A 15,266-nucleotide genomic window follows, 5' to 3' on the forward strand; every position below is an offset into this window, starting at 1 on the left:
ATCTCAATCCGGCTCCAAATCAAAGAGATAGAGCATTATGGCGTCTGAACCACTTTTCAGCAGCAGTATCAATCCGTTAAAGGAGAAAAATGACTTGGCCTAGCCCGCACGCTCGATGCGGATAACCTGCGGCTTGTCTGTGAGGTGGCCGTCCTTGGTGATGCCGTCGACAGCCTTGCGCACCGCTGCTTCCGTCGTCTCGTGGGTGACCAGGATCACCGTCTTTTGCGCGTCCGTCTCGCCGCTGACGGCATGCTGGACGATCGATTCCAGCGAAATGTCGTTGTCCGCCATGCGCTTGGCGATCGCGGCGAAGACGCCGATGCGGTCGTGCACGGTCAGCCGGATGAAATAGCCGCCGGCATGGCTGCGCATCTGCGCCTTCTTGTAGGGGCGCAGTTCCTTGGCCGGCAGGCCGAACACCGGACCGTGCTGGAAGCCCGGCCGGCTCTTTGCGATGTCGGCGATATCGCCGACCACGGCGGACGCGGTGGCGTTGCCGCCGGCGCCGGGGCCGGAGAGCAGCAGTTCGCCCAAAATGTCGGTTTCGATGGCCACTGCATTGGTCACGCCATGCACCTGTGCGATCACCGACGCGGTCGGCACCATGGTCGGGTGCACACGCTGCTCGATGCCGCTGTCGGTGCGCTGCGCGACACCGAGCAGTTTTATCCGGTAGCCAAGGTCGCCCGCGGCGCGGATATCGGCCTGGCTGATATTGGAAATGCCTTCCATGTAGATGTCGTTGGCGGCGATCCTGGTGCCGAAGGCCAGGCTGGTCAGGATCGACAATTTATGCGCCGTGTCATGGCCCTCGATATCGAAAGTCGGGTCGGCCTCTGCATAACCCAGCCGTTGCGCGTCCTTCAGGCACTCGTCGAAGGAGATGCCCTCGGCCTCCATGCGGGTCAGGATGTAGTTGCAGGTGCCGTTGAGGATGCCGAAGACGCGGGTGACCGAATTGCCGGCCATCGCCTCGCGCATCGTCTTGATGACCGGGATGCCGCCGGCAACTGCCGCCTCGTAGTTGAGCAGCACGCCCTTCTTCTCGGCGATTTCGGCAAGCGCCACGCCGTGCTTGGCCAACAGCGCCTTGTTGGCGGTGACGACATGACGTCCGGCTTCAAGTGCTGCCTTGACCGACGCGCGCGCTGCCCCTTCATCGCCGCCGATCAGTTCGACGAAGACGTCGATATCGGCGGCCTGCGCCATCTTGATCGGATCGTCGAACCATTTGGCGGCGCTGAGGTCGACGCCACGGTCGCGCTTGGGATCGCGCGCGGAAACGGTCGTGACGATGACATCGCGTCCGCACTGGCGCGTCAGCTCCGCTGCCTTGTCGCGCAGCACGCGCGCCACCGAGGCGCCGACCGTACCCAGACCCGCAATTCCAACACGCAACGCTTCAGCCATGCCCGGCGACGCCCCTCAAAAAATCTACTCGAATAAGATGTGCGGCGACTTTAGCGATGCGCGGCGAGCGGCACCACATTGTTCGGCTGCTTGGCGCTGGACGCCAGGAAGCGCTTGATGTTGCGCGCCGCCTGCCGGATCCGGTGCTCGTTCTCGACCAGCGCGATGCGGACGTGATCGTCGCCATGCTCGCCAAAGCCGATGCCCGGCGCCACCGCCACGTCGGCGTGCTCGATCAGGAGCTTGGAAAACTCAAGCGAGCCGAGATGCTTGAACGGCTCCGGGATCGGCGCCCAGGCGAACATCGAGGCAGCCGGTGCCGGAATGGTCCAGCCGGCGCGGCTGAAGGCATCGACCATGACGTCGCGGCGCTTCAAATAGACCTCGCGCACTTCGGCGATGTCGGCGCCGTCGCCATTCAGCGCATGCGCCGCCGCCACCTGGATCGGCGTGAAGGCGCCGTAGTCGAGATAGGACTTCACCCGCGTCAACGCCGAGATCAGCCGCTCATTGCCGACGGCAAAGCCCATGCGCCAGCCGGGCATGGAGAAGGTCTTCGACATCGAGGTGAACTCGACGCAGACATCGATGGCGCCCGGCACTTGCAGCACCGAAGGCGGCGGATTGCCGTCGAAATAGATCTCCGAATAGGCAAGGTCCGACAGGATGATGATGTCGTTCTTCTTGGCGAAGGCGACCACGTCCTTGTAGAAATCGAGCGAGGCGACCAGCGCCGTCGGGTTAGACGGATAGTTGAGGATCAATGCCAGTGGCTTCGGGATCGAATGACGGACACCGCGCTCGAGCGCCGGGATGAAGCCGTCATCCGGCTCGACCTGCAGCGAACGGATGACGCCGCCCGACATGATGAAGCCGAAAGCATGGATCGGATAGGTCGGGTTGGGGCACAGGATCACGTCGCCCGGCGCGGTGATCGCCTGCGCCATATTGGCGAAGCCTTCCTTCGAACCGAGCGTCGCCACCACCTGCGTGTCGGGATTGAGCTTCACGCCGAAACGGCGCTGATAATAGGCGGCCTGGGCGCGGCGCAGACCTGGGATGCCGCGCGAGGAGGAATAGCGATGCGTGCGCGGATCGCGCACCACTTCGCACAATTTGTCGACGATCGCCTTCGGAGTCGGCAGGTCGGGATTGCCCATGCCAAGGTCGATAATGTCAGCGCCGCGCGAACGGGCGCTGGCCTTCAGCCGGTTGACCTGCTCGAACACGTAGGGCGGAAGCCGGCGGACCTTGTGAAATTCTTCCATGTCAGTTCCAGACGATTTAAGATTGGCTTCAGCACAGTTGGCTTGGCTAGGCGCCCTTGGCAAAGACCGCTTTCGGCGCGCGATATAGCCTTATTTGCAGGTAGGGTCGAGGGCGGGATCGCATTTGGCTTCGATCTGCTTCAGCGTGTCCTTGCCATGGTTCTTCGCCAGCGAATTCAGCGCCGCCGGGCTGGTGGACGGGGCACCGCCGCCGCCCTTGGCCACTTGCCCCTGCTGTTCGCCCTTCAACTGGGCAAGCTTGGCCTGCGTCTCCTCAGGGGTGAGTTGCTTTGCCGCCACCTGCGGTGGGATGTTGAGATTGGGATAAGAGCCGGTGTCCTGCGCGCCCTGGGTCAGGCCGACATTCATCCCGTTGCCGGTGTTGGCGCTCGTGCAGCCACTTGCCGCCAGCAGCCCTGGCGCCAGACAGGCGATTGCAACCGCGATGCGGCAAAAGCGGCCTGCCCCCGAAAAAATGGTCTCGCCGGTGTTAATCGTCATATTGTTTTCCTGGCAGCCGGGGTACAGCGCATTGGACCCGGTCAGATGTCCCATGATAATATGTCAAGAAAACGCCTCGGGAGGAACCCCGCGAGCCATGTCCAAAACACCTGATTCGAGCAAAGCGGAAGATGATCAATCTTCGACCGTCGAGCAATATCTGGTGAAAGACCCGGAACGCTTCGCGTTGAACATGGCGCGCATGGTCGAACAGGCCGGCAAAGCCGCCTCGGCCTGGGCCGAGCCGCGCGAAAAAGGCGAGGTGCGCGATCATGTCGCCGAACCCGTGGTCGACATGGTCAAAACCTTTTCCAAGCTCAGCGAATATTGGCTGGCCGACCCGCAACGCGCGCTGGAAGCGCAGACGCGACTGTTCGCCGGCTACATGACGGTCTGGGGCAACGCCATCCAGAAGGTTAGCCCGAATGCCGAAGCGCCGGACGATGCGGTCAAGCCCGAGCGCGGCGACAAGCGTTTTCAAGACCCCGAATGGGGTCGCAACGCTTTCTTCGATTTCCTCAAACAGGCCTATCTCGTCACCTCGCGCTGGGCGGCCGACCTGGTCGAGCACGCCGAAGGCCTCGACGACCACACCCGCCACAAGGCGAGCTTCTACGTCAAGCAGGTGTCCAATGCCATCTCGCCGTCGAACTTCATCCTGACCAATCCGGAGCTGTTTCGAGAAACCGTCGCCTCGAATGGAGAAAACCTGGTGCGCGGCATGAAGATGCTGGCCGAAGACATCGCCGCCGGCAAGGGCGACCTGAAGCTGAGACAAGCTGACTATTCGCCCTTCGAGATCGGCAAGAACGTCGCGACATCTCCCGGCAAGGTGGTCGGCCGCAGCGATGTCGCCGAAATTATCCAGTACGATCCGACGACGGAGACGGTGCTCAAGCGCCCGCTGCTGATCTGCCCGCCCTGGATCAACAAGTTCTACATCCTCGATCTCAACCCGCAAAAGTCCTTCATCCGCTGGGCGATCGAGCAAGGCCATACCGTGTTCGTCATCTCCTGGATCAATCCCGACGAGCGGCACGGCGCCAAGGGCTGGGAAGCTTACATACGGGAAGGCCTGCAATACGGCCTCGACATGATCGAGAAGGCGACCGGCGAGAAAGAGGTCAACGCCATCGGCTATTGCGTCGGCGGCACGCTGCTGGCGGCCGCACTCGCACTGCTGGCACAGGAAGGCGACAACCGCATCAAATCGGCGACCTTCTTCACCACGCAGGTCGACTTCACCCATGCCGGCGACCTGAAAGTCTTCGTCGATGAGGACCAGGTGGCAGCGGTCGAGAAATCGATGAACGAAAAGGGCTACCTCGACGGCACCAAGATGGCGACCGCCTTCAACATGCTGCGCTCGGGCGACCTGATCTGGCCTTATGTCATCAACAATTACATGCGCGGCAAGGATCCCCTGCCCTTCGACCTGCTCTACTGGAACGCCGATTCCACCCGCATGGCGGCTGCAAACCACTCCTTCTACCTGCGCAACTGTTATCTCGAGAACAATCTGACTCGTGGCGTGATGGAACTCGCCGGCCGCACTGTGTCGCTGGCCGACGTCACCATCCCGGTCTACAACCTGGCGTCGAAGGAAGATCACATCGCGCCGGCCCTTTCGGTGTTTCTCGGCTCGCAATATTTCGGCGGCGACGTCGAGTTTGTGATGGCTGGTTCCGGCCACATTGCCGGTGTCGTCAACCCGCCGGCAGCCAAGAAATACCAGTACTGGACCGGCGGCAAACCGACGGGCGATTTTGGCCAGTGGCTCGCCTCGGCGGTGGAGCATCCCGGCTCCTGGTGGACGCACTGGCAGCACTGGATCGAAACCCAGGACGACACCCTCGTTCCGGCCCGCAAACCGGGCAAGAATATGAAAACCCTGGGTGATGCCCCCGGCACCTATGTGAAGGTCCGCGTGTAACGCCGGCACCTTTTGCAGGTGCCTGTGTGTAACGGAATGTAATGTCTGGTGAGTTGACGGGCCGGCAAAACGGGGCGAAATGGTGTCGTCAACCTTCAAGAAGCCTCAATTGGCCTCCAACGAGCAAATAATTCAGAGGCTTGCAGAATTGACACAAGTCTCGTTTCCGGTTTGGGAACACAAGGTTATTGGATGTGAACGTTTCGACGCCGCACCAATAGCAGGCCGACCGGACACCGAGGGGGAATCTAGTTTTGAAATCAGTAGGATCGCGTCTCGCGGGGAGAGAAGGTCGCACTATAGCGGCAGCGCTTTTCTCCGTGCTTCTGGCGTCCTGCACCTCCGCTGGCGACCCCACAATGTCCGCCGGCATGCCTGGCTACAACGCGACCGCTTCTGACATCGCCGCGGCTTCCGGCGCCAGCCCTGCGGCGCCGGGCGATTCGACCGTGCAGGTCACATCCACCGGGCCGCAGATGATGATGACGGCAGCGGGCGATGCGACACTGCCCGAGCAGGTCGCCTATGTGCCGGTGGCCAAGCCCGGCACCGGCTTCCCGGTCAATGTTCCCGCCGGCTCCGAAACCATTGTCGGCCAGACGCCGCAGTCGCTGCAGCAGTCAGCACAGACCGCGGCCGCAACGGACGCCGTGGCGCAGAAGATCGCCGCCGCCGATGCCGGCGTGACCGCACCGAAAGCGACGGCAGCGGCACCCGCGACCAACGAGGTCTACGTGACCGCCGCGCCCCAGCAGATCGACACGCCGAAGAAGGGCTTCCTGGCCTCACTGTTCAGCACCACGCCAACCTCGGCGGCACCTGCTCCGCTGGTCAACTCGCGCTCGGGCGAACAGCCTGCGGTTGCTTCCCAGAAGGCCGTCCCGGCAAAGCCGATCATCACGCTAGCGTCAGCCAATTCCGCCGACAAGCCCTTGCAGCTTGCCTCGCTTGGCAACGAGAGCAACCACATCACCGGCAGCGATGCCTTGCCCGGCGTGCGCCAGACGGCGCTGTTCGAGATCAAGCGCAAATCCGGCCTCGACGACGAAAGCGACGTCGACCTGAACGAGGACGAGGGTTCGGGCGGCGCCTATCAGGTGGCCTCCGCCGCCGGCCTCGCCCGGCTGGCGCCCAATGGCCTGTTGAAGCAAAACGAGAGCGTCGACGTCGCCTGCCTGAAGCCGTCGCTGGTGCGTGTGCTGAAGACCATCGAAGGCCATTACGGCCGCAAGATGATGGTCACATCAGGCTACCGCGACCCGGCCCGCAACCGCCGCGCCAACGGCGCCAAGAATTCGCTGCACATGTATTGCGCCGCCGCCGACATCCAGGTTCCCGGCGTCTCCAAATGGGAACTGGCGAGCTACATCCGAACCATGCCCGGCCGCGGCGGCGTCGGCACCTACTGCCATACCGAATCCGTTCACGTCGACGTCGGCCCCGAGCGCGACTGGAACTGGCGCTGCCGCCGGCGGGGTTAGCATCCCCATTCGGCAAACGGGCCGAGGGGCTGTTAGCAGCCCGCCGTTTTTTCCGATTACCTATCAGCGACGTTCGAGATTTGCCGAGGCACCCGCGACTTCGTCATCCTATGGCGAAGCAAGGAGCGCAGCGACGCAGCGCAGACGCGAGGATGACGACTGCGCGGCGCGTTCGTCCAAAGATGTGCAACGACGCGAGGCCAGAAAACCTGCGCTGGCTCACCAAACTGGCCGTTTTCGCCCCTCTTGAAAAAAGTTTCCGCATCTGGCGGCTGATGGGTTGCCGGTTGGCAACAACGCAATTATAAGCCGCTTCGTCTGAGCGCGCCCATCGTCTAGCGGTTAGGACACCGCCCTTTCACGGCGGTAACAGGGGTTCGATTCCCCTTGGGCGTACCAGATCTTTCAGGAAAACAAGAAGCCTCGCGGCAGCCGCCGAACTAGCAGCGGCTGGAACGGTGGCGCGGCGAATCGGTTGAAACGGCGAACAGCGGCTGCCGTGCCGAGGTTTCCCTCGGCGCCTGCTCGCGGCAATCTCCGGCACTCACCCTTGGTCGTGCGCTACCTGCGGCCAGCGCTGTAACGCCGCGTGGCCACCCTCGGTCAGCGCGTAGACGCCGCGCTCGGCCCTGGCGAACCAGCCATAGACATTGTCCAAGAGGATGCTGGGCGCGCGTGGCGAAATCGCTTTCAGATCGCGCGGGCGTTTCGGCCCGTCGGTCATGGCTGCGGCGCAGGCCAGCGCATCCTGCCGGTAGGCGGTCATGATCGGCGCGCGCGAACCGCCGCCGACCACCGGATCGCCGCGCCGGCGCCGGTGTTCCTCCATCAGCCGGGAGCGGCGCTTCGGATCGCGGCGCGGCGGCAGAGCCGCCGGGCTGAGCAGCAATTCGACCTCCCCCTTGCCGCTGACAGCCAGAAGCCCGAAGCCGAGCCGCCGGCACAGCGCGCGAAAACGGCGGTCGTGCTCGCGGCCCTTGCCACGCGCCGACATGCGCGCCGCCAGCCACACTTCGTCGCATGCCGCGGCGCGATCGACACCTTGCAGCACCAGTTCGAGGTTGAACTGCAATTTCAGTTCGCAGATGACCAGCACAGGCGGCTCGCCGTCGCGCACCGCCACGATATCGCAGTGGCCGACTTCGCCCTTGACCGTGAACTCCAGGCTCTCGAGAAACCGCTTCACCGGGATGTAGAGAGACGTTTCCTGCATCGCGCAGGCATAGCCGATTCGGACCGGACCGGCACAGGGATCGCCGAGAGGCCGACGCCTTGCGCTAAACCGCGTCGATCCCACCATCTGCAAAAGCCATCCGTCAGGCAGGTTCTCCGGCGTGACGGTCCCGCCATAGCGCTCGACGATTTCCTTGGCAATGACCGACGTCGCCAGGGCCGAGCGCGACCAGTATTTCATCGCCTGTCTCGCGTTCAACAAGGCGCTCGCCGTGGCTGGGACGGCACAATCGACAGCGTAAGACCCGAGATCCGTCGACGCCAAGACCGGTCCACGGTTGGCCACAGTGAGCGCGTGTCGGTGCTCTGTTCGAAGCTAGAGGCGGGTGCGCGTCCGGCGCTGCCCCGGTGCGGCATCGTCCGCCTTGAAATGCATCTCGTCCTGGACCGCGGCAAAAAACCGGCGGACATCGTTGGCCGCCGAAGCTGCATCGCTGCCGGCTGCGACCGCCTTGTCGAGGAGTTCGCGCGCCGTGGCCTTCCAGAACGACGTGGCCGTGTCGCCGTGCAGTCTGCCCAGCCTTGCGGCGACCTCGCGCACCAGCACGGTCTGCCGATCTAGCGGGAAGGTACGCACATTGGCTGAAGACATGTTCTGCACCATGAAACCGACGCAACGAATCAGACGCTGCTCTATGGCTCATGCCTAGCTGTGAAGTCGGAAACGGAACCTTAACGCCGCGGAGTCCGCGCCGATTGGAACGAGTCGGTTGGCCGGCCTCCAGGCCAAGCAGAACTCTAGACCCTCAGGCCCCTCGCCTCGCCGGCGCGCTTGGCCGTAACCATCATATCCCTGGCCAGCAGGCCACTGACCCGGCAAAACGCCATGAAGGCGCGCCAGGCATCCTCAGTCTTGACCACATCCACCGTGGCCCCGAAGCAGGCATTGAACGCCGCCTCATAGACCTTGCCCTGTCGCTTCTTTGGCCAGTCATGCAGGATATCCAGCGCCTGTTCGACGCTGTATATTTCCTCTACCGGCAGCCCGGGCGCGGGCGCGATGCGCACCGGCACCTCGAATTGCAATCTGTCCATTCTATATCTCCCGAACTGGCGTCGACCACAGCAACGCCGTTCGTCGTCAAAAGTTGCTTTGGCTGCTTTTGCGCGAAAATGTGTCGTCAGTGCGATCTCGGCATTCGGAGGAGATCGCGCACCTGGATGTCATCTGAGCGGCCGTACAAGCCAGGAAAATCGCCAGTATCAGTCCATTGCCGGCAGTTCTTCCTTGAACCTTGCGGCTTGCAGTGCCAAATCTGGGGAAATTTTCTAACGGGCTGATATGCGCCGCCCGCTTACAGGCAAACGGACACTATGGTCACCTATCTCGACGCCGCCACGGCACCCCTCAGGAACACCGGCCAGATCCGCCTCTACGGCGAAGAAGGATTTGCCGGCATGCGCAAGGCCTGCGATCTCACCGCGCGCTGCCTTGATGAACTGGTGCCGATGGTCCAGCCGGGTGTCACCACCGAGACCATCGACCGTTTCGTCTTCGAATTCGGCATGGACCAAGGCGCGCTACCGGCGACGCTCAACTACCGCGGCTACACCAAATCGTCCTGCACCTCGATCAACCACGTCGTTTGCCACGGCATTCCAGACAACAAGCCGTTGAAGGAAGGCGACATCGTCAACATCGATGTCACCTACATCCTCGACGGCTGGCACGGGGATTCCTCGCGCATGTATCCCGTCGGCACCATCAAGCGCGCCGCCGAACGCCTGCTCGAAGTCACCCACGAGTGCCTGATGCGCGGCATCGCGGCGGTCCGGCCCGGCGCCCGCACCGGCGCCATCGGCGCCGCCATCCAGACCTATGCCGAGGCAGAGCGCTGCTCGGTGGTGCGCGATTTCTGCGGCCACGGCGTTGGCCAGCTGTTCCACGACGCACCCAACATCCTGCACTATGGCACCGCCTCGGAAGGCGTCGAGATGCGGCCGGGCATGATCTTCACCATCGAGCCCATGATCAATCTTGGCCGGCCGCATGTGAAAGTGCTGTCGGACGGCTGGACGGCGGTGACGCGCGACCGCTCGCTGTCGGCGCAGTACGAACACACGATCGGCGTCACCGAAACTGGCTGCGAGATTTTCACCCTGTCGCCAAACAAGCTCGACCGCCCCGGCCTGCCGCCGGTCAGCTGAAAACAAGATCGCCTCAAGCCGCAGCTTTGAGGCGCCGTCGCCGAAAAAACTCGACCGCGCGCTGCTTACCGCTCTAATCTGCCGTCGAAGCCTTCGGGGAGTGTGGGGGATGGATGGGGAACAGCGGTGACGACGAACGGGGGTTCTTCTCCGAGCGGTGGCTTGAACCACCGGCGAAGGACAAGGCACCAAGAGACAAATCGACGGAGAAGCCACACTATCACGGCCATCGCGACCGTTTGCGCGAGCGCTTCGTTGCCGGCGGCGCAGACGCCCTGCCCGACTACGAACTTCTCGAACTGCTGCTGTTTCGCCTGATCCAGCGCGTCGACACCAAGCCGATCGCCAAGGCGCTTTTGGCGCGCTTCGGCACTTTTGGCGAAGTGCTTGGCGCACCGGTGGCGCTGCTGCAGGAGGTGAAGGGCATCGGCCCCGCCGTGGCGGTCGACCTGAAGGTGATTGCCGCTGCCGCGCAGCGCATGGCGCGGACCGAGGTTCGCGACCGCGAGGTGCTGTCCAACTGGACGCAGCTTCTTGCGTACTGCCGCTCGGCGATGGCGTTCGAGAACCGCGAACATTTCCGCATCCTGTTCCTCGACAAGAAGAACGTGCTGATCGCCGACGAGGTACAGCAGGTCGGCACCGTGGACCACACGCCGGTCTATCCGCGCGAAGTGATCAAGCGCGCGCTCGAACTGTCGGCCAGCGCCGTCATCCTGGTGCATAATCACCCATCAGGTGATCCGACACCATCGCGTGCGGACATCGAAATGACCAAGCAGATCATCGACAGCGCCAAGCCGCTCGGCATCGCCGTCCACGACCACATCATCATCGGCAAGAAAGGCAATGCCTCGATGAAGGGCCTGCTGCTGATCTGAGCCTGATGGGCGCCGGTGCCGTCATCCCAAACGCCACCGCTCGCGAGCCAATCAGCAACATTCCGGCTTGGCTCAAACGCCCACGCTTGCGGTGTAGAAGTGATATTGCGACGGAAGCGCCCGCTTCGGCGACAATGTCGTAGACTCGCGAATACGAAGCAGCCAGTTCCCGTCAGCCATTGCAGGAGATCTATTCAATGACGCTCGAATGCATAAATCCAAATGATCTGCCGATTCCGGAAATGTACTCCCAGGTCGTCGTTGCGACAGGAAGCAAGCTGGTGTTCGTCTCGGGCCAGCAGCCAGAAGACATGCACGGCAAGCTCGTTGGCCATGGTGATTTCGCAGTCCAGGCGCGCCTGGCGTTCGGGAATCTCGGCCGAGCGCTTGCTGCCGCCGGCGCTCGGCCCGAGCAAGTCTGCAAGATCACGATCTACATCGTCGATTACAAACGCGACGAACACGTGCCGATCATCGAAGCGGCCCAGGTCGAGCTGTTCGGCGATCACAAGCCAGCAAACGTAGTGGTCGGGATAGCAGTGATGTCTCCCGGCTACCTGATAGAGATCGATGCGATCGCGGTCATCGACCCGTAGGCCAAGCGAGGACGCGTCAAGTCGCCCAAACCAATCCCGGAGCTCGCTGCGAGATTGCCACGACCTTGATCTCGCCATCCATCCACGATCACATCGTCATCGGCAGGAATTGCGATGTCTCGATGAAGAGCCTGCTGCTCACCTGATCAACGTCGGAAACAGGAAACACGCAATGCCCCAGCCCGGCGACGAACCATGGCCGTTCGACAAGCAACGCGCAGCCCTTCTGGTCATCGACATGCAAAGCGACTTTGTCGATGAGGGCGCCGTCATGGAAGTGGCCATGGCCGCCATCGCATTCCGGCGATGCGGCAGGTGGTCGAGCTTTGCCGCGCGCAAGGCGTCCCGGTTATCTACACCCAGCATGTGCTCAGCGACCATTTCGATATCTCGCCGCTGGAAACCGGCTATCAGCCGAAGCTGAAAACCAAAGGCATGCGGGAAGGCAGCGCCGGCGCCGAAATCGTCGCCGCGCTTGCGCCCTTGCCTGGGGATGTCGTCATCAAGAAGCACCGCTACGATGCCTTCCACAACACGCAGCTCGAGACCGTGTTGCGCAACATCCGTGGCGCAGGCCGGGTCGACACGGTGATCATCATCGGCACCGTGACCAGCATCTGCTGCGAATCCACCGCGCGGAGCGCCTTCATGCGCGACTACAAGGTGGCTTTCATCAGCGACGCCAATGGCGGACTGGACGAGGCATCGCACAATGCAACCCTCGACATCATAGGCAAGGTGTTCGGGCGCGTGATGACGGTTGCCGAGCTTGGGAACCTGTTGCGGAGTTGAACCCCAGCGTCAGCTGGCGTGCGTCTCAAGCTCCGGCGCCGAGCCTGCCCTCAAGAAGGTCGCGCCGCTGCTGCAATTCGCCGGAGACGAATTTGGTGAAGGCGTGGACGCGCGCCGTGCGGCGCAAATCGTCGTGCACCAGCACCCACAGCGCCGAGCCGATCTCCTCGATCAGCCCTGCGACCCTTACAAGCCCGGGCAGGCTGTCGCCGAGATAACAGGGCAGCGCCGCAACCCCGATTCCGGCGCCCGCCGCATGCGACATCGTCACCAGGGAATCGGCGCGCATGGCGATCTCGACATCGGGCAGCGACGACCGCATCCAGCGGGCGACGCCGGTGTTGGCTAGGCTGTCGTCGGGCGCGATCCAGCGCAGCGCACCCAGTCTCGGCTCCGGGGGTAGCGTTTCGGCATAGGAACGTGTCGCGTAGGCGGCGAAGGCGACGCCCGAAATGCGCCGGCCGACCAGGATTTCCTGCGGTTGCGACACCGGCCTGATCGCCACGTCTGCATCCCTTTGCGTCAGGTTGGCGATGGAATTCTGCGTCATCGCCTCGACCCGTATGCCGGGATGGAGCTTATGAAACGCCGCCAGGATCGGCGGCAGCACCGACGCCATCAGCGTATCGGTGGTGGTGACCCGCAACCTGCCTTCGAACCTGAGATCCTGCCCCGACAGTTTGCGCGCCAGTTCATTGACCGTTTCGGCCATTGTGCGTGCCGCGCCCAGCAGTTCCTCGCCGCCCGCGGTGAGGGCATAGCCAGTCGGCAGCCGATCGAAAAGGCGGATACCCAGCCGCGCCTCGAAGGCGTTGACGCGCCGCAGCACAGTCGTGTGGTTCACGCCCAGGATCCGAGCCGCCGCCGCCAGCGAAGCGCCATCGGCGACGGCCAGCACCATGCGCAGATCTTCCCAGTCGATATCGCGTGAGCTGTGCATTCTTGCAGAAAGATAAAAGAAAGCGCTGCGCTCTGCGAGTCAAAATGACGCTTCACTGTGCAAAAACGCAGAGCAAGCGGGCGAATCGGCATGTCGATCTGCGCATGCGCGCACGCCATATGAGTCCGACGACGAAAGAACGGTCGCGGAGAAGAGCCATGACGCCGATAGAACTCTACACCTGCCAGACACCCAACGGGCACAAGGCCTCGATCATGCTGGAAGAGGTCGGCCTGCCCTACTCGGTCCGCTTGGTCGACATCGAAAAGGGCGACCAGACCAAGCCTGATTTGCTGGCGCTCAATCCCAACAACAAGATCCCGGTGATCGTCGACCGGGACGCCGGCCGCACGGTCTTCGAATCCGGCGCCATCCTGCACTACCTGGCGCGACGGTCGGGCAAGCTTCAGCCGGTGGGCGCGCAGGAAGCGGACGATACGCTGACCTGGACCTTGTTCCAGGCGGCCCATGTCGGCCCGACGCTTGGCCAATTGTGGAATTACAAAATTTTCGCGCCGGAAAAAATCCCTTACGTGATCGAGCGTTTTGAGCGCGAAACCGGACGTGTCTTCCGAGTTCTCGATAGCCGGCTAAAGCACCATGAGCACATCGTCGGCAAAAGCTACGGCATCGCCGATGTGATGACATGGCCATGGATCAACGCGGCCGTCACCAGGCTCGGCCTCAGCCTCGATGACGCGCCAGACCTGGCGCGTTGGTATGCCGCCATAGGCCGACGCTCCGCAGTTGTCAGAGGCATTGCCGTTCCCGCCCTGCCGAAGCATCGGCTGCCGCTTAGATCATGATGAGATTTGGTTGAAATCTCATCATGACCTAACCCTTTGTTGGAGCATGATCTTTTCGAAAAACCGGTACCCACTTTTTGGGATCATGCCCTAGCCGCAGCACCCACATTCAAGGAGTACGATCGTGGAAATCCTCTTCGTCCCTCTGGCGCTTGTCGCCGGTGGCCTGCTTGCGGTGCAGGCTGGCGCCAACGCCCAACTTTCAAAGGCGGTCGGCTCACCCTTTGCCGCGACCACGCTTCAGCTCGCGGTCGGCGCCATCGTGCTGTTGTCGATCACGGCCCTCACCGGAACGACACCGGCTCTGCTTGCCGTTCGGCAAGCCGAATGGTGGCATGCGATCGGCGGCATGGCTTCGGCCTTCTACGTTGTTTCGACCATTCTTCTGTTCCCTCGCCTTGGCGCCGTCGTGTCCGTCGGGCTCTTCATCGCTGGGCAGATGCTTGCATCCTTCGCCCTCGACACGTTCGGCTGGCTCGGGATCCCCGAAGCCGGACTGCGAGCCGGGCCTGCCTTCGGCATGCTCGTCTTGCTTGCCGGGGCTGCCCTCATCGTTCTGGGACAGAAGGGCGCGGCCGACAATACCGCATCCTCAAGACCAGGGTGGATCGGACTGGCGCTGCTGGCAGGCGCCGTGCTTCCGGTGCAAGGCGCTGTAAACGCCTTGCTTCGGCACGACCTTGGCGGCGCGCCGTTTGCGGTCGGCACCATCTCGTTCCTGGTGGCGATGCTGGCCATGGCCGCGGTGCTTCTGATCGCGCTTGCCCTGACGAAGACGCCCCGCCCTCGCCTCGCCGGCCTGTCGTCGATGCCCTGGTGGGGCTGGCTCGGAGGTTTTGCCGGCGCCACCTATGTCACGACCGTGTTCACCGCCATCCCCGTCATCGGAGCGGCAGCTGCCGTCAGCCTGACGGTGGCCGGCCAGCAGGTCGCCGGCATCTTCGTCGACACCTTCGGCTGGTTCCGCCTGCCGCAGCGGCTTGTCTCCGGCATGCGGCTCGCCGGCGTCGTGCTGCTTTTGGCCGGGTGCATCATCATCAAGGCGCTTTGATCCCGCTGGAACAAGGCAAGCCGAATCAAACCAGCCCCTGCCCTCCCTGATTTGGGGGGTCAGGTGTCGCTCCGGCGTCACCAACGAAGCAAGGTCCGGGCGCCGCAGAAGCAATTTTTCGCTCCTTCCACAACCGGCTCTAGAATTTCGATCGCAAATCACGCATGATGCACTTGGTATTTTCCCGGGACGGCTTCGCGCCCCCTGAAATACCGGGAGGAAC

14 protein-coding genes, 1 tRNA gene and 1 pseudogene are annotated in these 15,266 nt (G+C 62.9%); 9 read left to right on the forward strand and 7 right to left on the reverse strand.

All coding sequences use genetic code 11. The features are described from left to right. Positions 1 to 99 precede the first annotated feature (99 nt). From NKJ64_RS11645 to NKJ64_RS11655, 3 genes are all read right to left on the reverse strand, one after another. Complete coding sequence (locus NKJ64_RS11645; protein WP_023753343.1) at positions 100 to 1,413, reverse strand: homoserine dehydrogenase; 1,314 nt, start codon at positions 1,411 to 1,413, stop codon at positions 100 to 102. A gap of 50 nt (positions 1,414 to 1,463) precedes the next feature. Then, positions 1,464 to 2,681 carry an LL-diaminopimelate aminotransferase gene (locus NKJ64_RS11650; RefSeq protein ID WP_023681615.1) on the reverse strand — a complete coding sequence of 406 codons (1,218 nt, stop codon included), beginning with the start codon at positions 2,679 to 2,681 and terminating at the stop codon, positions 1,464 to 1,466. Positions 2,682 to 2,771: 90 nt separating this feature from the next. Next, positions 2,772 to 3,182: a hypothetical protein gene (locus tag NKJ64_RS11655; RefSeq protein WP_023667627.1), complete on the reverse strand. Its 411-nt coding sequence runs from the start codon at positions 3,180 to 3,182 to the stop codon at positions 2,772 to 2,774. Positions 3,183 to 3,279: 97 nt separating this feature from the next. Between NKJ64_RS11655 and phaC the strand changes: the two genes are divergently transcribed. The 3 genes from phaC to NKJ64_RS11670 all read left to right on the forward strand — a co-directional run bounded on the left by phaC (position 3,280) and on the right by NKJ64_RS11670 (position 6,995). Beyond that, positions 3,280 to 5,115, forward strand: a complete 1,836-nt coding sequence (gene phaC / locus NKJ64_RS11660) for a class I poly(R)-hydroxyalkanoic acid synthase (RefSeq protein WP_352462585.1) — start codon at positions 3,280 to 3,282, stop codon at positions 5,113 to 5,115. A 359-nt stretch (positions 5,116 to 5,474) separates the two neighbouring features. After that, on the forward strand, positions 5,475 to 6,596 hold the full coding sequence (locus NKJ64_RS11665; RefSeq protein ID WP_245261858.1) for a D-Ala-D-Ala carboxypeptidase family metallohydrolase: 1,122 nt from the start codon (positions 5,475 to 5,477) through the stop codon (positions 6,594 to 6,596). 324 nt (positions 6,597 to 6,920) lie between these two features. After that, positions 6,921 to 6,995, forward strand: a tRNA-Glu gene (locus tag NKJ64_RS11670). Between the two features lie 145 nt (positions 6,996 to 7,140). Here NKJ64_RS11670 and NKJ64_RS11675 read toward each other — a convergent pair. The 3 genes from NKJ64_RS11675 to NKJ64_RS11685 all read right to left on the reverse strand — a co-directional run bounded on the left by NKJ64_RS11675 (position 7,141) and on the right by NKJ64_RS11685 (position 8,864). Continuing rightward, positions 7,141 to 7,809 carry a DUF2161 domain-containing phosphodiesterase gene (locus NKJ64_RS11675; RefSeq protein ID WP_023705981.1) on the reverse strand — a complete coding sequence of 223 codons (669 nt, stop codon included), beginning with the start codon at positions 7,807 to 7,809 and terminating at the stop codon, positions 7,141 to 7,143. A gap of 336 nt (positions 7,810 to 8,145) precedes the next feature. Continuing rightward, the gene (locus tag NKJ64_RS11680) at positions 8,146 to 8,421 is read right to left on the reverse strand and encodes a DUF6074 family protein (protein ID WP_352462586.1); all 276 of its coding nucleotides are present in this window, start codon (positions 8,419 to 8,421) and stop codon (positions 8,146 to 8,148) included. Positions 8,422 to 8,567: 146 nt separating this feature from the next. Continuing rightward, positions 8,568 to 8,864, reverse strand: coding sequence for a DUF982 domain-containing protein (locus NKJ64_RS11685; protein WP_023667653.1), 297 nt, complete (start codon positions 8,862 to 8,864; stop codon positions 8,568 to 8,570). 279 nt (positions 8,865 to 9,143) lie between these two features. On the opposite strand from NKJ64_RS11685, the gene map reads away from it, so the two are divergent. The 4 genes and pseudogenes from map to NKJ64_RS11705 form a co-directional block, all read left to right on the forward strand. Then, a complete protein-coding gene (gene map, locus NKJ64_RS11690) occupies positions 9,144 to 9,977 on the forward strand; it encodes a type I methionyl aminopeptidase (RefSeq protein ID WP_352462588.1) in 834 nt (277 codons plus the stop codon). A 113-nt stretch (positions 9,978 to 10,090) separates the two neighbouring features. After that, positions 10,091 to 10,858, forward strand: a complete 768-nt coding sequence (gene radC, locus NKJ64_RS11695) for a RadC family protein (protein ID WP_352462589.1) — start codon at positions 10,091 to 10,093, stop codon at positions 10,856 to 10,858. A 197-nt stretch (positions 10,859 to 11,055) separates the two neighbouring features. Then, positions 11,056 to 11,454: a RidA family protein gene (locus NKJ64_RS11700; protein WP_352462590.1), complete on the forward strand. Its 399-nt coding sequence runs from the start codon at positions 11,056 to 11,058 to the stop codon at positions 11,452 to 11,454. Between the two features lie 294 nt (positions 11,455 to 11,748). After that, positions 11,749 to 12,246, forward strand: a pseudogene (locus NKJ64_RS11705) (isochorismatase family protein); the annotation flags it as partial. A gap of 25 nt (positions 12,247 to 12,271) precedes the next feature. Here the strand turns inward: NKJ64_RS11705 and NKJ64_RS11710 are convergent. Beyond that, positions 12,272 to 13,186 (reverse strand): LysR family transcriptional regulator, encoded by a 915-nt coding sequence (locus NKJ64_RS11710; protein WP_352462591.1) that lies wholly within the window; start codon positions 13,184 to 13,186, stop codon positions 12,272 to 12,274. A gap of 158 nt (positions 13,187 to 13,344) precedes the next feature. Here NKJ64_RS11710 and NKJ64_RS11715 point away from each other — a divergent pair, with 158 nt between their 5' ends. Continuing rightward, the gene (locus tag NKJ64_RS11715; protein ID WP_352462592.1) at positions 13,345 to 13,992 is read left to right on the forward strand and encodes a glutathione S-transferase family protein; all 648 of its coding nucleotides are present in this window, start codon (positions 13,345 to 13,347) and stop codon (positions 13,990 to 13,992) included. Between the two features lie 124 nt (positions 13,993 to 14,116). Continuing rightward, entirely contained in the window at positions 14,117 to 15,043 is a 927-nt protein-coding gene (locus tag NKJ64_RS11720) for a DMT family transporter (protein WP_023667660.1), read from the forward strand. The last annotated feature ends 223 nt before the right edge of the window (positions 15,044 to 15,266 follow it).

Source organism: Mesorhizobium sp. M0062 (assembly GCF_040323125.1).
Lineage (GTDB): Bacteria > Pseudomonadota > Alphaproteobacteria > Rhizobiales > Rhizobiaceae > Mesorhizobium.

Coding starts and splice junctions, on each gene's coding strand:
- NKJ64_RS11650 (WP_023681615.1), bottom strand. CDS start 2,681: ATGGAAGAATTTCACAAGGTCCGCCGGCTTCCGCCCTACGTGTTCGAG.
- map (WP_352462588.1), top strand. CDS start 9,144: ATGGTCACCTATCTCGACGCCGCCACGGCACCCCTCAGGAACACCGGC.
- NKJ64_RS11715 (WP_352462592.1), top strand. CDS start 13,345: ATGACGCCGATAGAACTCTACACCTGCCAGACACCCAACGGGCACAAG.
- phaC (WP_352462585.1), top strand. CDS start 3,280: ATGTCCAAAACACCTGATTCGAGCAAAGCGGAAGATGATCAATCTTCG.
- NKJ64_RS11655 (WP_023667627.1), bottom strand. CDS start 3,182: ATGACGATTAACACCGGCGAGACCATTTTTTCGGGGGCAGGCCGCTTT.
- NKJ64_RS11675 (WP_023705981.1), bottom strand. CDS start 7,809: ATGCAGGAAACGTCTCTCTACATCCCGGTGAAGCGGTTTCTCGAGAGC.
- NKJ64_RS11680 (WP_352462586.1), bottom strand. CDS start 8,421: ATGTCTTCAGCCAATGTGCGTACCTTCCCGCTAGATCGGCAGACCGTG.
- NKJ64_RS11710 (WP_352462591.1), bottom strand. CDS start 13,186: ATGCACAGCTCACGCGATATCGACTGGGAAGATCTGCGCATGGTGCTG.
- NKJ64_RS11665 (WP_245261858.1), top strand. CDS start 5,475: ATGTCCGCCGGCATGCCTGGCTACAACGCGACCGCTTCTGACATCGCC.
- NKJ64_RS11685 (WP_023667653.1), bottom strand. CDS start 8,864: ATGGACAGATTGCAATTCGAGGTGCCGGTGCGCATCGCGCCCGCGCCC.
- NKJ64_RS11700 (WP_352462590.1), top strand. CDS start 11,056: ATGACGCTCGAATGCATAAATCCAAATGATCTGCCGATTCCGGAAATG.
- NKJ64_RS11645 (WP_023753343.1), bottom strand. CDS start 1,413: ATGGCTGAAGCGTTGCGTGTTGGAATTGCGGGTCTGGGTACGGTCGGC.
- radC (WP_352462589.1), top strand. CDS start 10,091: ATGGGGAACAGCGGTGACGACGAACGGGGGTTCTTCTCCGAGCGGTGG.